We start from the raw sequence: 14,682 nt of genomic DNA on the forward strand, positions 1-14,682 counted from the left end.
GCGTACGATGATCATTCTTGACCCAGACCTGGAGACTGACCGATCGAGCACGTCTTTGACGGCGGGTCGGCGGCGGTCGGCGGTAACCCCTTCCCGGGCTCAATCCCAGAGCAATCGAATTCCGTCTGCGCGCACGCTGGTGCGGTTTCTGCGCGAGGCGCAGAGCGTGGTGAAGCTGCGCGGGCAGGTCTCGGTGTTGCTGACGACGGATAAGGAGATCCGGCGGTTGAACCGGACGTTCAGGGGAAAGAACAAGGCGACGGATGTGTTGTCGTTTCCGAGTTACGTATCCCGCATCTCCAAAAGCGGGAGATACGGGGCACCCCGGAGTTTGGAGATTGCGGGGGATCTGGCGATCAGTGTGGATACGGCGCGGAGGCAGGCGGCCCGGATCGGGCATTCTGTCTCCACCGAGATCAAGGTGCTGATGCTGCATGGGCTGCTGCACTTGGCGGGGTATGATCACGAGACGGATGCTGGGGAGATGGCGCGGCTGGAGGAGAGGCTGAGGGCGAAGTTGCGGCTGCCGCATGGGCTCATTGAGCGGGCGGAGGGTCTGCCGTTTCCCGCTCATCGCAAAAGCGATGAACGGGGCACAGCTTCGCGTCGTTCGACTGGGCGGAGTGTGCACGCATGAGCTGGACGACGATTTTGCTGCTCGTGCTTGTGGCGCTGGTGGATACGTTTGCGGCGTACATCAGCCGGCTTTACTCGGAGTTTGGAAAGATTTTGCCGCGCGAGGTGCAGGACAACCTCGACGAGTGGGAAGAGAAGGTTGAGCCGTTCATCGGGTTGACGCGCGAGCACGCGGCCTTGTGCGCGGCGGTGCTTCAGCAACTGACGCTGGGGACGATTGCGCTGGCGGTTGGGGCGGTGCTCTTCGATCGCGGACCGCACGCAGGCCGTCCGGATTTCGCGGAGATCACGCAGGCGGTGCTGGTGGTGCTGCTGGTGCTGGTGTTCTGCAACCAGATTCTGCCGAACCTGCTGTTCACGCACACGAAGGGAAGATGGGCGTCGCGGCTGGTGTGGCCGATCCGGCTGCTGCTGTGGATGATGACGCCGATCACGGTGGTGGTGCGATTCTTCTTCTCGCTGGCATCGCTCGCGGAGGCTCCCGCAACGAAAGACGAAGAACCGGTGGCCGACGTGGAGTCGCTGCTCGAGGCGGGCGAGGAAGAAGGAATTCTCGAAGAGAGCGATCGCGATCTGGTGCGCTCGGCGGTGGAGTTCGGCGACAAGCTGGTGCGTGAGGTGATGACGCCGAGGCCGCAGATCTTCGCCGTGCCGCAGTCGATAACGCTGGAGACGTTTCTCGAGCGGCTGAAAGAGCATAACTACTCGCGCGTGCCGGTGTATGAAAAAACGCTGGACTCGATTACGGGAATCGCGTTTGCCCACGATCTGCTGCAGATCAGCGATGAAGAGGCACGCAGCCGGACGGTCGCGAGCATTCAGCAGCCCGCGGTATTTGTGCCGGAGACGAAGCGCGGCTATGAGCTGCTGCGCGAGATGCAGCGCGAGAAGCAGCACATGCGCATCGTGATCGATGAATACGGCGGAGTGGCGGGGCTGGTGACGATCGAAGACCTGCTGGAGGAGATTGTCGGCGACATCCGCGACGAACACGAGGAAGACGCGCACGCGGCCGATCCGCAGAAGGAGCCCGGCGGTGCGTGGGTTGTGCCGGGAGATTTTCCGGTTGGTGAGGTGCCGCGGTTGTTCAAGGATGGCGTAGAGATCAATGAGGAGTACGAGGCCACAACCGTGGGCGGATTGGTGAGTGAGATCGAGGGCCGCATTCCGCTGCCGGGTGAGGTGGTGCTGCTGGAGCAGAGTGGTTTGCGCATGCAGGTGGTGGCGTCCACGGATCGGAGAGTGGATCGGTTGAGGATTTATCCGCCGGCGAAGGAAGAAGCGACGGCGATGCCGTAGGAGCAGGGACTAGGGACGTAGGGACTGAGTGATACTCATCGGGAGTGAACTGATTTGAAGTCTGGATTTGTGGCGATACTGGGGCGGCCGAATGCGGGAAAAAGCACACTGCTGAATGCTCTGACGGGCGAGAAGGTGGCGATTGTCACAGCGAAGCCGCAGACGACGCGCAACCGCATCATGGGCGTCGTCGAGGTGCCGGCAAAGAAGAAGGTACATCCGGCCGCGCAGATCGTGTTTGTGGATACGCCCGGAGTGCACAAGCCTGCTTCGCAACTGGACCGCCGCATGCTGCAGGAAGTGCACGAGGCGCTGGAGACGCGCGACCTGGTGTTGGTGCTGATCGATGCCAGCAGGCGCGTACAGCTTGAAGCGGCGGGGGAGCCGGCGCAGGCGCATCAGCACAAGTCGAACTGGGCGAGCGAGGATGAGTTTCTGTTTTCGCTCATCAAGGGGCTGGATTGCCCGGCGTTTCTGGTGCTGACGAAAATTGACTTGGTGGCGAAGGATGTTCTGCTGCCCTTGATCGAGACGCTGACCAGGCAGTACAGCTTCGCGGAAGTGATTCCGGTGAGCGCGCGCAAGAAGGACGGGCTGGAGATTCTTGTCCGCAAAATTGTGGATGCGCTGCCCGCCGGCGAACGGTATTACCCGAAGGACCAGTACACCGATCAGCCGATGCGGTTCATGGTGGCCGAGCTGATTCGCGAGCGGATTCTGGTCGAGACGGGCGAAGAAGTTCCGTATGCATCGGCGGTCGTGATTGAGAGATTCGAAGAGCCGCCCGCGGAGGAACCAAGAAAGAAGGGTCCGGCGAAACTGCCGCTGACCAGAATCGCGGCCGCGATCTACTGCGAGCGCGAGGGACAGAAGGCGATTCTGATCGGCAAGGGCGGTGCGAAGCTGAAGGAGATCGGGACCGGAGCGCGGAAGCAGATCGAGTCGCTGCTGGGGACGCGGGTGTTTCTGGAGCTGCACGTCATCGTGGAGCCGAACTGGCGGGAGTCGCGGGCGTTTGTGGAGTCGCTGGACTGGAGAAGGCAGATCGAGGAGCTGGCGGCGAAGCAGGGCGACAAGGGACCAGGGACTAGGGACTAAGGGACCAAAAGGGCTTGTATGCGAAGGCCCTCTACGCGCCGCGGACTTTGCCGCGGCCGTTGCTTTTTACGGCGTACATGCGGGAGTCGGCCGTGCCGATGATGGCGTGCACTGCGTTCTCTGGCGGGCAGGTGGCGAGGCCGACGCTGGCGCTGGCGGTGAGTTCGAGGCCGTTGCTCATGCGGAAGACGCTGTGGATGAGCAGATGGTGCAGGTGCGTGGCTGTGGCGAGCGCTTCTTCGGCTGACGTCTCGGGCATCATCACGACGAACTCGTCGCCGCCATAGCGAAAGCACATGTCTTTGGGACGGGCGATCTGCTTGATGCGCGCGCCGACGCGGCCGAGCAGTTCGCTGCCGATGAGGTGGCCGTGCACGTCGTTGACGGACTTGAAGCGGTCGAGATCGATAAATGCGAGACTCACGGGCTTGCTGTTCTGCTGTGAGCGCTCCACTTCCTGCTCGAGAACTTTGTAGAGATGGCGCACGTTGTAGAGGCCGGTGGTGTCGTCAGTAATGGTGAGCTGGTGGATGCGCGCTACGTCCTGGGCGTTTTCGATGGCGATGGCCGCGTGATCGCAGAGGATGTGGAGGAAGGCTATGGTGTAGTCGCTCATCTGGCTGGCGCGCGGATTCAGGATTTCGATGACGCCCTGAACGCCTTTGCGGCCGCGGAGCGGCATGGCAATGACGGAGCGAACGACGCGCTGATCGGGACTGGATGTTTGATGGAGCCGCGGATCGTCTTCTGATTCTGGCACGATGAGCGTTTCGGAGTGCTCGGCAACCCAGCCGGCAACTCCCTCGCCGACACGGACCCGCAAATCCCGCAGCGAGCTTTCGCCGTTGCCTGATGCGATGGCGTAGTAGAGCTCCTCCCGCGACTCGTCCATCATCAGCAGTGTCCACATGTCGGCGGTGATAAGCCGCTCCATCTGTTCAAGGATGGTGCGCAGGATGGTGTCGAGGTCGAGACTGGAGTTGAGCGACCGCGCGAGCTGATGGAAGACCATCAGGTCATCGAGGGGGATTCGATTCTCTGTTGACTGAGTCATTTACGCGCGGCAGGGGAATTTTCTTCTGCTGAAGCGATTTTGGCACATCCGAACGTGCAAATTACGAACGTGGGATATCTTTGGTCGCGGGTGGGGTGTACGAAAGTCACAAAGGCAGGGATTAGGGACTAGGGACTAGGGACTAGGGAAGATCTCTCAACCGCCGATGTGGACCATGGAGCGGGAAGGTTTGAGGAAGCCGGGTTCGCCGATGTGGTGGCGTGCTTCTTTCTCGTTGATGGTCCGGACGATGTAGGCGGAAAGTTCGGCGTCGGACTGGCCGGCGCGCATACGGCCGTAGAGGTCGTGCTCGACTTGCGAGAAGAGGCAGGTGCGGATCTTGCCGTCGGAGGTGAGGCGGACGCGGCTGCACGCTCCGCAGAAGGCCTGGCTGACGGGAGCGATGATGCCGATCTCGCCCTTGCCGTCAGAGAAGGTGTAGCGGCGGGCTGTTTCGCTGGGCTCGCGCGGGGCGAGCGGGACGAGCGGCATCTCGCGCGAGATGCGGGCGACGATCTCCTTAAGCGGAACGACGATCTCGGGCGACCAGAGGCGGTCTTCTTCGAGCGGCATGAACTCGATGAAGCGGACCACTACATCTTCTTCGCGGGCAAAGCGGGCGAAGCCTTCAATCTCGTTGTCGTTGAATCCACGGAGCAGAACGCAGTTCACCTTGAGCGGAGTAAGGCCGGCGGCTTTGGCAACGCGAATTCCGTTTAAGACTTTGTTGAAGCTGCCCGGGACGCGGGTGATGCGCTCGAAGGTGGGCGCGTCAACGGCATCCATGCTGACGGTGACGCGATTGAGACCGGCGCCCTTGAGCGGCGCTGCCATCTTGTCGAGCAGGTGGCCGTTGGTGGTGAGGGCGATGTCAAGGGCCTGGCCGGATGTGGTGCGCAGCGAGGCAAGTTCCTGGATGAGTTCGATGAGACCGTTGCGGAGCAGCGGCTCGCCACCCGTGAGACGGACCTTCTCGATGCCGAGGTCGACGAAGAGCCTGATCAGGCGGAGATATTCTTCGATCGCAAGCTCGGGATACTGCGCGCCGTATTCGCCCGTGCGGCAGTAGATGCACTTGTAGTTGCAGCGATCGGTAACCGAGACGCGCAGGTCGTGGATCACGCGGCCGTGACTGTCGATCAGGCGGCGTTTCGTTGCGTTCTCGGCAGATGTGGTTGGGGAAGCTGCAGCCATCGGCACACTTTCAGGCTATACCGTTTCGGCGAGCTGTGCAGAAGCTGTGACGAGAAGAGCCGGCGCAAAGGCCGGCTCTTGAGAGATGCAAACTGCTCGTGATGCGAGGCTTCAGTCGATGCGAGGCGTGCCGGAGCGCAGTGCGAGGCCGGCCACGCCCAGTACCAGGACGAGGCCGCAGGCGATGGCGAAGTAGAAGGCCATGGGGTGCACCCAGCCTGGCGAATATTGCAGGTCCTGTCCGACCCAGAGAAGGAGCACGGTGGCGATGACGGCAAACTGGCAGGCGATGACCAGCAGTGTGTGTCCCCACTCGCGACGCTTGTCGAGCAGCTCTACCTGATCGGGAGTAAGGTTGCGCTCTTCGGGGGGAAGAAGGGAATTAGCCATCAGAGTCTGTCTCCTGCTGGGGCCCGTGTTCGGCCGGGTGGCCGTGGGCTCACTCTTTCGATTCAATCACATGAGGGTGGTGGAGTTCCACTGGAGTGTACGGAAGGGCGGTCGCCGAGCGGGTCCTTTACAGTGCGGTGAAAAGCGGGTGCAGCGGGATGATGACCGCTGTGCTGCGATAGCTCCGGAGTCTATCCAGCGCGGGCCTACTCGTTGATGAAGGCAAGTGACTGGAGCGAGGTGATTTCAAATGGCTTCCGGCAGCGGATGTTCGCGCACGAGAGCTTGTCGTCTCGGCGAACCATATAGGACTGAGCCTTGGCGAACTTGGCGCGATCGCGTTCGTCGGCGTGCCGCGGAAGCTGCGGGCGTTTGCGGCGAACAACCCAGGTGACCTTGTATTCCCCGGCCTGGCCGCACTTGGGGCAGGTGAGGTTGTGAGTTCGAGTTTCGGTAGTCTCGTTGAAAAATCGCGTTCTTCCATCTTCTACAACTCCGGAAAGAGAAGCCGCGTCGACGGGAAGGGAGGGCGGGGCTTCGCGAGATGAGCCGAAGGTTTCCACTCCGGCTGGACCTATCCATACTAATCCTGCCGGCAGCGGTAAGCAGGATGAAGAGGCCCGACCGGCGCGCGGCAGGCGCTTATGAATCCCTTACATTGCCCTTAGCTCTCGCTACCGAATTGAGCAGAATACTTTGCTCATGTACGCGATAGGCAAAGTGCTGATCGATGTGATCGTGGTTCTCTTCTTCGTGGGAATGGCGGGATCGGCCATTGTGGTGATCATCTCGTTCTTCGAGGACTTCAAGGAGCTGCTTGGCGACGACGATGCCCTGCCGGAGCCGCCTCCTCATGCGCCAGCGAAGACCGCGGAAGCGAAAGCAGGCCTGGCTTACCAGGCTTCGAAGCCGCACATCCAGCTCTGATCTGGCTGAGCGATCTCCTCACGATGCAAGTCTCTCTTCCATTGTTGGGAAGCTATATTCTCGCTTTGGCATCGCCTTGGAACACTCCACCTTCACGCTCCAACGGACATTGATCATCGTTTGTTGATGGTCATCGGCCTCAAGTTGTTCGATACTGAAGGTCGAATGACGAAAAGGAAGCCAGCGAAGTTCTCGGCCACCAAAGCCGTGAAGGCGAATGCCCGCGAGCGCGTAGGGCAGCCAAAGCCCGTGCGGGTGGTGGAAGAAAAACCTAAGACCGGCCGGCAAGCCAAATACAAGCGCAAGCTTGAACAGATTCTGCAGACAGAAGAGTAGGGGCGAACTCTCGCGCCTGAAATTCTTCGCAGCGCGAAGCGATTCGGCTGTTCGTGTAAATGTCGTAATACGATACGAATTGCGATTGAATTAGAGATTGCGTTTGTGCGCCTGTTCTCGTGTCGGGCAGCGCTCCTGGCGCGGGATCTCCGCACTATCAGTCGCCGCTCACGGCTCTCGCTCAATCCACATTGCGCTTCTGTTGGTGGTAAGATTGGCTTTCCTCGGCGGGCCCCTTCGCCGTGGAGACTAAACCCAAAGGCCCAGAGTTTGTCTTGAAGCGAGCCGCTCATGAGCAGCGTTGATGGCTCGGCCTCTGGACCCACCAGTCTCCGTTGCAAGTGTTCCGCCTGAGCGGCAACCAACTTCGTTTGCAGAAGCGTGCATCACAGGATTTTTACCCGGCCAAGCTAAAAGGTTGCGGATTCAGTGAAATCTAGAGCGAATCTCGTTCGGCGTTGGCTCTTCGCAGCAGGAGTGCTGCTGCTGAGCGAGTGTGCATGGAGCGCGCCTTCCTCCACCTCGATCTTTTCGAACAAGACAACGCCGGCTCATCAGCTGAACGATCTATCCATGTTCGTGCTGGGCATTACGGGATTGATCTATGTGGGCGTGAGCAGCCTTTTGCTTTACGCGATTGTTAAATTTCGCGCGCGCAAAGGGGATACGACCGAGCCGCCGCAGGTTTTCGGCAGCATACAAATCGAACTGTCGTGGACCATCATTCCGATCCTGATCATCGTGGTGCTGTTTCTGACCACGGCGCGCGTGCTGTTCAGCGTGCAGGATGCGCCGAAGCCAAAGAACGCGCTGGATGTGATTGTGGTGGGGCATCAGTTCTGGTGGGAGTTTCGCTATCCGCAGTACAACGTGGTGACCGCGAATGAACTGCACCTGCCGGTAAGCAGCAAGGATGCGCCGCGGCCGGCGTTTATGAAGCTGACGTCGGCCGACGTGATGCATAGCTTCTGGGTTCCGCAGCTGGACGGGAAAACGGATGTGCTGCCGAATCGCGTAAACGAGATGTGGATTGACCCGCACGAAACGGGGCTGTACTTAGGCCAGTGTGCGCAGTTCTGCGGACCGGAGCACGCCAAGATGCTGCTGCGCGTTTATGTGGATACGCCGGAGCAGTTCAAGGCGTGGATTGCTGCCCAGCAGCGCACGCAGGCGGAGTTGACAGCAGTACCGGGCGGGCCGGAGGGCAGCGCAAACGAGGCTGCGCCAAATGTGGGGAATGAAGCTGGAGTGGTGCAGGCGGCGGCGACGAGCAAAGCTCCGCCCAACTCTCCAACAACGCGCGGGAATGTGACACCAAGTATGGGTGAGCAGCAGCAGATCTCCGCGCGGATGGGCCAGTATGTGTTCGAGCATGAGGCGTGCATCAGCTGCCACACGGTGGCGGGCACTGTAGCGACCGGGCGGTATGGACCGGATCTGACGCACATGATGAGCCGCGAGACGATTGCGTCGGGAGCGGTTCCGCTGACAAAGGAGAACCTGCTTGCGTGGATCAATGATCCCAATCAGCTCAAGCCGGGATCGCTGATGCCGGCGATGCACTTGAGCGAAAGACAGAACGAACAGATCACGGCGTATCTGATGACGTTGAAATAACGCGGGAGCGGAGATGGGTACAGACAGCATGCCGGCGCCCCAGGGAATTGAGACGGGGCTCGACCGCACGCAGGAGCTGAGCAGGCCGGGGACCTACCTGGAGCTTGTTCACAGCTGGATTGTGACGGTGGATCACAAGCGGCTCGGGATTCTGTACATCTGCTACGCGCTGGTGTTTCTGCTGGTAGCGGGCGTGGAAGCGCTGATGATTCGCATTCAGCTCTTCTATCCGCACAATGATTTCGTTTCGCCCTACACCTTCAACCGACTGTTCACCATGCATGGAACAACAATGGTGTTTCTGGTGGGCATGCCGATTCTGTTTGGGTTTGGCAATTACCTTGTACCGTTGATGATCGGCGCGCGCGATATGGCGTTTCCGCGGCTGAATGCGTTCAGCTTCTGGATCAGCGCGTTTGCGGGGCTGCTGCTCTATTACAGCTTCATCGGCGGAGTGGGTTTGTATGGCACGGGCTCAGCTCCGGATGTCGCGTGGTTTGCATATGCGCCGCTGACGGAGCGGCCGTTTTCGCCGGGGCACTCAACGGACTACTGGGCCATCGCGATTCTTGCAAACGGAATAGGGAGCATCGGTACGGCGATCAACATTATCGCGACGGTATTCTGCATGCGATGCAAGGGGATGACGCTGTCTCGGATTCCGCTGCTGCCGTGGCTATATGCAACCGTTTCGTTTCTTGTTCTGGTCGCGGTGAGCCCGCTGACTGCGGCGCAGGCCATGCTGCTGATCGATCGCTATCTGGGCGGACACTTCTTCGACACGCAGATGGGCGGGTCGGCAATTTTGTGGGCGCACTTCTTCTGGATCTTCGGGCATCCGGAGGTGTACGTGCTGGTGTTGCCGGCATTCGCGTTTGCAAACGAGATCATTCCGGTGTTTTCGCGGAAGGCGATCTTCGGGTATCCGGCGATGGTCGCGGCTTCGGTGGGCATCGGATTCATCAGCCTGGGCGTGTGGGCGCACCACATGTTCACCATCGGCATGACGTCGTTTGGCAATGCGTTCTTCACGCTGTCGACGATGCTGGTTTCGATTCCGACTGGGATCAAAACCTTCAATTGGCTGGCTACGTTGTGGGGCGGCAAGATTCGCTTCCAGACCCCGATGTTGTTCTCGATCGCGTTTCTGTTTCAGTGGGTCATCGCAGGATTGACGGGGATCATGTTGTCTGTCTCTGCATGGAATTGGCAGCTGCATAACAGCTACTTCGTGGTTGCGCATTTCCATTACGTGCTGGTGGGCGCCATCGTGTTCATGATCTTCGCAGCGATCTACTACTGGTATCCAAAGATGACCGGACGGATGCTGGATGAACGGCTGGGCAAGCTGCACTTCTGGCTGATGGTGATTGGATTTCATATGACGTTCGATGTCATGCATTTTCCGGGACTGCTGGGGATGCCGCGGCAGATCTTTACCTATGAACCGGACCGCGGGTGGACGCTGCTGAATCAGATCGTGTCGGTTGGCGGATTCATCCAGGGGATTGCGGTGCTGGTGCTGGTCTATAACCTTGTGCACTCGTACTTCAGAGGCGTGCTCGCCGGGCCGGATCCGTGGGATGCGTGGACGCTGGAGTGGGCGACGACTTCGCCTCCACCGGCATACAACTTCGTTGTTGATCCGGTGGTGGCGAGCCGCAGGCCACTGTGGGACCTGAAGCATCCGGAAGATCCGGATTCTGCATTTGAGTGAGGAGATGATGGCGACGGTTCCGCTGCAACACGCGACGCAAGAGGGCGAGTGGAGACTGCCTTCGCGCGGCATGGTGGCGATGGCCGGGCTGATTACGGCCGAGTCATCGATCTTCCTGATCTTCGTGGTCGCATATCTCTACTATCTCGGGCGCGATGTGCAGGGACCGACGCCGAGAGAGGTGCTGGAGATTCCCTACTTCGGCACGGTGTGCCTGCTCTCGAGCAGCGGATTCATCATGCTGGCGGAGCGCGCCATTGAGCACGGAAAGATTGCGGCGTTCCGGCTGTGGTGGGGCGTGACGATTCTGCTGGCAGCGATCTTCCTCGGTGACACGGGGCTGGAGTGGCGCAAGCTGATCGTGCACGATCATCTGACAATTCACACGAATCTGTTCGGCACATGTTTCTATTCGCTCGTGGGACTGCATGCCTCGCACGTAATCGTGGGCATGCTGATGATGCTCGTCACGATGGTGTTTGCGCTCACGGGACACTTGAGGGCAGAGCATAGCTATCGGGTGAAGGTGCTGGCGCTCTACTGGCACTTCGTGGATGCGGTGTGGGTGGTGGTTTTCACGGTGGTGTACGTGGTGGGCAGATGACAGAGACGCATTCAAGACTGGGTACGACGGAACAGGGCGACGTGCACACGCACACGATCCATCTGCCGGCGCCGACTGCGTGGCCGTTCATGATGGCGTTAGGGCTGACGTTGGTGAGCGCTTCACTGGTCACGACGGCGGCGATCGGAATGCTTGGCGCGTTACTCGCGATTGTGGCGGCAGTTGGTTGGTTCCGCGAGGTGCTGCCGCATGAGAAGCATGAAGACGTTCCGGTGACGGACGAGGTGGTAACAATTGTGCCTGCGCGCGAAAAGGTGGCGCGCATTCAGGTAGACGAGACGCATCGTGCGCAGTTGCCGCTGCAGACGTTTCCGTTGTCGAGCGGGATTGTGGGTGGAATTGCAGGCGGGATTGCGATGGTGATTCCCGCGGAGATTTACGGGATCATCCGATTTCACAGTATCTGGTACGTGGTGAATCTGCTGGGCGGCGCGGGTGTGGGCAACTGGGTGAATCCGACGATGGAGCAGATGACGCACTTTAACCTCGGCGCGTTTGTGACGGCGAACGTGATTCAAGGTGCGACGACGCTGCTGGTGGGACTGCTGTACGGCGCGATGCTGCCGATATGGCCGCGGCACCCGATGCTGCTGGGCGGGATTATTGCGCCGGCGGCGTGGACGGGGCTGCTGCATAGCGTGATCGGAATTGTGAATCCGTTTCTCGCGGAGCACATCGACTGGTGGTCGTTCGCGGCGGCGCAGGTGATCTTTGGGCTGGTCGCCGGATATGTGGTGGCGAAACGCGGGAAGTTGAAGCGACTGAGGCAGGCGCCGCTTGCGGTAAGGCTGGGCGTGGAAGCTCCGGGGTTGATGCACGAGCGCGATGGAGATGAGCCGAAGCGATGAAGAGTCGGATCGCGACTGGGGTTGTGTCCGCGCTGGCGCTCATCGCGGCGGCGGGATGCAACCTGCCCGGAAAGCCGAAGGCCGGCCCCGAGGTGCCGCGTCCGGAAGAGGTGATGTCGTTCGACAAACTGTATGGCGACAACTGCGCGGGATGTCATGGAGTGGATGGAAGGAACGGATCGGCGACGAATCTTGCGAATCCGAAGTACGAGGCGTGGATCGACGATGCGACTTTGCGCGATGTGATCGCGAAGGGTGAGAAGGAATCGCTGATGCCGGCGTTTGCGCTGGAAAGCGGCGGCGTGCTGACGGATCAGCAGATCGATGCGCTGGTGAAGGGGATGCGCGAGCGATGGAAGAAGGGCGATGCGTTTGGGGGCGACACGCCTCCGCCGTACAGAGCTACTCATGCGGGAGATGCGGCAAAGGGCAAGAGCGTCTATGCGATTGCGTGCGCGCGCTGTCATGGGATGACGCGCGAGCAGCCGGGAAAGGCCGGAACGATTCTGGATGGATCGTTTCTGGCGCTGGTGAACGAGCAGACGATTCGAACCACGATTGTGCCGGGCCGGCCGGATATCGGCGAGCCGGACTGGCGGGGGCATATTCCCGGACGCGCGATGACGGATGACGAAGTGACGGATGTGAGCGCGTGGCTGATGTCGCAGAAGCCGGTGCTGCCGGGGCAGCCGTATCCAAACACGAATCAGCTTTCAGGCAAGCCGGGCGATGAGCCCCCTTCGGCGATTAAGAAATAGAGGAGAAGGTATGGAAGAGATGATTCCGCCGCCCAGTCCGCAGGAGCAACAGGAGCGCCTGCACGAGGAGAAGGTATCGAGGCGGACATTCATGATGAATGTCGGTATTGCGCTGAATGCGCTGGTGGCGCTGGCGATTGCGACGCCGGTAGTTGGGTACGTGCTGGGGCCAGTGCTGCGGCGCAAGGAATATCTCGCGTGGGTGCCGGTGGGCAACGTGAGTGATTTTCCGGAAGGCGAAACGAAGCTGATCTCGTTTCAGAACCCGTTCACGGACGCTTGGGACGGAGCGACGGCAAAGATCCCGGCGTATGTGCGGCACACGGCGGCGAATGAGTTCACGGTGTTTGCGATCAACTGCGCGCACTTGAATTGTCCGGTGCGGTGGTTTTCGGAATCGCAGTTGTTCATGTGCCCGTGCCACGGCGGGGTGTACTACGCGGATGGGAACAGGGCATCGGGACCGCCGGAGCGGGGACTCTTCAAATATCCGCTGAAGATCGAGAATGGCAAGCTGCTGATTCAGGCAGGGCAGATGCCGACGTTACAGAACAAGGCGAAGCTGGAGTGCCCTGGAGCGGGGCAGGCGGAGCCGCCAAAAATAGTTGCGAGGATTGAGCAATGCCCGACGCAAGGGGGCCGACCGGCCCCTGGTACAAGCGCCTCTACGATTGGGTAGAGCGGCGCGTACAACTTGAAGGGCCGGTAAAAGAAGCGGCTCTGCATCCCGTGCCGAAGAGCACCGCGAGCTGGTGGTATGTTTTTGGAAGCGCGAGCCTCGTGCTGCTGATTCTGCAGGTGGCGACCGGCATCATGCTGGCGCTGGTGTACGCGCCTTCCGCCGCGCACGCATGGACTTCGCTTGAAGTTCTGAATCATGATTTGCCGCTGGGTTGGTTTCTGCGCGCGATGCACGGGTGGGGATCGAACTTCATGGTCGCCGTAGTCCTCATCCATATGGCGCAGGTATTTCTGTTTGGCGCATACAAGTTCCCGCGCGAGCTGACGTGGATTGTCGGCGTCTTCATGCTTCTGATGACGCTGGGCATGGCCTTTACGGGGCAGGTGCTGCGCTTCGACCAGGATGCGTACTGGGGACTGGGCATTGGCGCGTCGATCATGGGGCGTGTGCCGTGGATCGGCGGGCAGCTTGTGCATCTGCTGCTGGGCGGGCCGATCATCAGCGGCGCAACGCTGACCCGGTTCTTCGCTCTGCATGTCTTCGTGATTCCTGGAACACTGCTCGCGCTCACGGGTCTGCATGTGTGGATAGTGCTGAAACTCGGCATCAACGAGTGGCCCATGCCGGGACGCATTGTTAGGCGCGATACATACGTGCGGGAGTACAACGAGCTTGCGCACAACGACGGTATTCCGTTTGTGCCGGGCGCGGTGTGGAAGGACCTGGTGTTCTCCGCGGCGATCCTGTTTGCCGTGGCCGTGTGCGCGGCTGCGTTCGGGCCGTATGGACCGAAGGGATTTCCGGATCCCACGATCATCAACACAGTGCCCAAGCCGGACTTCTTTTTTCTGTGGATTTACACGGTGCTGTCGTTTTTGCCGCCCGAGATGGAAACGCCGTTCATCCTGATTGCGCCTGTCGTGGCGGTGGTGATTCTGGTTGCGCTACCGCTGGTGGCGGGCGTGGGCGAGAAGAGCTGGTGGCGCCGGCCTGTGGCGGTGTTCACGCTGATGTTTGTTGCGGTGTGCTGGGGCACGTGGACGCATCTCGGCACGTACACGCCGTGGAGCCCCGTGATGAATGCGTGGAGCGGCGCGGAGGTGCCGCCCGATCTGCTGCATGGCAGGACTCCGCTGGAGCGGCAGGGCGCCAATGTGCTGCAGGAGAAGCAGTGCCGCAATTGTCACGCGCTGGGCGGCAAAGGCGGACAGCGCGGACCGGCGCTGGACGAAGTGGCGACGCGGCTGACCGAGGACCAGCTGTACCGGCAGATTCTGCTGGGCGGCGGAAACATGCCGGCGTATGGAAGCGCGCTCTCGCCTGCGGAGAGCACGGCGCTGGTGCGGTATCTGGAGACACTGCATCCGGGGTACCAGCCGGCTGCAGAGGATGCATCGCGGTACGTGGTGGGTGATGGCGGGCGCGTACCGCCGAACTCAACTGTGCAGCGCGGGGCTGGGCAGACGAAGGTGCGGTGAGGGCTTGATGCTGGCGGTGAAAC

General features: G+C 60.6%; 16 protein-coding genes. 12 read left to right on the plus strand and 4 right to left on the minus strand.

All coding sequences use genetic code 11. The features are described 5' to 3' along the window. The first annotated feature begins 7 nt into the window (after positions 1-7). From ybeY to era, 3 genes are read left to right on the plus strand one after another with little or no spacing between them, the layout of a single operon-like run. Positions 8-637, plus strand: a complete 630-nt coding sequence (ybeY, locus tag DHV10_RS25420) for an rRNA maturation RNase YbeY (RefSeq protein ID WP_109489232.1) — start codon at positions 8-10, stop codon at positions 635-637. After that, positions 634-1,935: a hemolysin family protein gene (locus DHV10_RS25425; protein WP_109489233.1), complete on the plus strand. Its 1,302-nt coding sequence runs from the start codon at positions 634-636 to the stop codon at positions 1,933-1,935. Before ybeY ends, DHV10_RS25425 begins: the two co-directional genes overlap by 4 nt. Positions 1,936-1,989: 54 nt before the next feature. Then, a complete protein-coding gene (era, locus tag DHV10_RS25430) occupies positions 1,990-3,033 on the plus strand; it encodes a GTPase Era (RefSeq protein WP_109489234.1) in 1,044 nt (347 codons plus the stop codon). A 31-nt stretch (positions 3,034-3,064) separates the two neighbouring features. On the opposite strand, the gene DHV10_RS25435 is transcribed toward era, so the two are convergent. From DHV10_RS25435 to DHV10_RS25450, 4 genes are all read right to left on the minus strand, one after another. Further along, positions 3,065-4,087, minus strand: a complete 1,023-nt coding sequence (locus DHV10_RS25435) for a GGDEF domain-containing protein (RefSeq protein WP_109489235.1) — start codon at positions 4,085-4,087, stop codon at positions 3,065-3,067. 156 nt (positions 4,088-4,243) lie between these two features. Then, positions 4,244-5,281, minus strand: coding sequence for a GTP 3',8-cyclase MoaA (gene moaA, locus DHV10_RS25440; RefSeq protein WP_109489236.1), 1,038 nt, complete (start codon positions 5,279-5,281; stop codon positions 4,244-4,246). Positions 5,282-5,392: 111 nt separating this feature from the next. Then, complete coding sequence (locus tag DHV10_RS25445; RefSeq protein ID WP_109489237.1) at positions 5,393-5,671, minus strand: hypothetical protein; 279 nt, start codon at positions 5,669-5,671, stop codon at positions 5,393-5,395. A gap of 206 nt (positions 5,672-5,877) precedes the next feature. Next, complete coding sequence (locus DHV10_RS25450) at positions 5,878-6,234, minus strand: hypothetical protein (protein ID WP_239462041.1); 357 nt, start codon at positions 6,232-6,234, stop codon at positions 5,878-5,880. 139 nt (positions 6,235-6,373) lie between these two features. Here DHV10_RS25450 and DHV10_RS25455 point away from each other — a divergent pair, with 139 nt between their 5' ends. From DHV10_RS25455 to DHV10_RS25495, 9 genes are all read left to right on the plus strand, one after another. Next, positions 6,374-6,598 (plus strand): hypothetical protein, encoded by a 225-nt coding sequence (locus DHV10_RS25455; protein ID WP_109489238.1) that lies wholly within the window; start codon positions 6,374-6,376, stop codon positions 6,596-6,598. Between the two features lie 165 nt (positions 6,599-6,763). Next, on the plus strand, positions 6,764-6,934 hold the full coding sequence (locus DHV10_RS27610; RefSeq protein WP_204101529.1) for a hypothetical protein: 171 nt from the start codon (positions 6,764-6,766) through the stop codon (positions 6,932-6,934). A 429-nt stretch (positions 6,935-7,363) separates the two neighbouring features. After that, positions 7,364-8,551: a cytochrome c oxidase subunit II gene (gene coxB, locus DHV10_RS25465; RefSeq protein WP_239462042.1), complete on the plus strand. Its 1,188-nt coding sequence runs from the start codon at positions 7,364-7,366 to the stop codon at positions 8,549-8,551. Positions 8,552-8,564: 13 nt separating this feature from the next. Next, positions 8,565-10,268 carry a cytochrome c oxidase subunit I gene (ctaD, locus tag DHV10_RS25470; RefSeq protein ID WP_109489240.1) on the plus strand — a complete coding sequence of 568 codons (1,704 nt, stop codon included), beginning with the start codon at positions 8,565-8,567 and terminating at the stop codon, positions 10,266-10,268. Between the two features lie 4 nt (positions 10,269-10,272). Continuing rightward, positions 10,273-10,872: a cytochrome c oxidase subunit 3 gene (locus DHV10_RS25475; protein ID WP_239462043.1), complete on the plus strand. Its 600-nt coding sequence runs from the start codon at positions 10,273-10,275 to the stop codon at positions 10,870-10,872. Further along, positions 10,869-11,741: a hypothetical protein gene (locus DHV10_RS25480; protein ID WP_109489242.1), complete on the plus strand. Its 873-nt coding sequence runs from the start codon at positions 10,869-10,871 to the stop codon at positions 11,739-11,741. The genes DHV10_RS25475 and DHV10_RS25480 overlap by 4 nt, the downstream gene beginning before the upstream one ends. Further along, positions 11,738-12,499 carry a cytochrome c gene (locus DHV10_RS25485; protein WP_109489243.1) on the plus strand — a complete coding sequence of 254 codons (762 nt, stop codon included), beginning with the start codon at positions 11,738-11,740 and terminating at the stop codon, positions 12,497-12,499. Before DHV10_RS25480 ends, DHV10_RS25485 begins: the two co-directional genes overlap by 4 nt. Positions 12,500-12,509: 10 nt before the next feature. Then, positions 12,510-13,178, plus strand: a complete 669-nt coding sequence (locus DHV10_RS25490) for a QcrA and Rieske domain-containing protein (protein ID WP_239462044.1) — start codon at positions 12,510-12,512, stop codon at positions 13,176-13,178. Beyond that, on the plus strand, positions 13,121-14,659 hold the full coding sequence (locus DHV10_RS25495) for a cytochrome b N-terminal domain-containing protein (protein ID WP_109489244.1): 1,539 nt from the start codon (positions 13,121-13,123) through the stop codon (positions 14,657-14,659). Before DHV10_RS25490 ends, DHV10_RS25495 begins: the two co-directional genes overlap by 58 nt. The last annotated feature ends 23 nt before the right edge of the window (positions 14,660-14,682 follow it).

This window comes from Occallatibacter savannae (assembly GCF_003131205.1).
Lineage (GTDB): Bacteria > Acidobacteriota > Terriglobia > Terriglobales > Acidobacteriaceae > Telmatobacter > Telmatobacter savannae.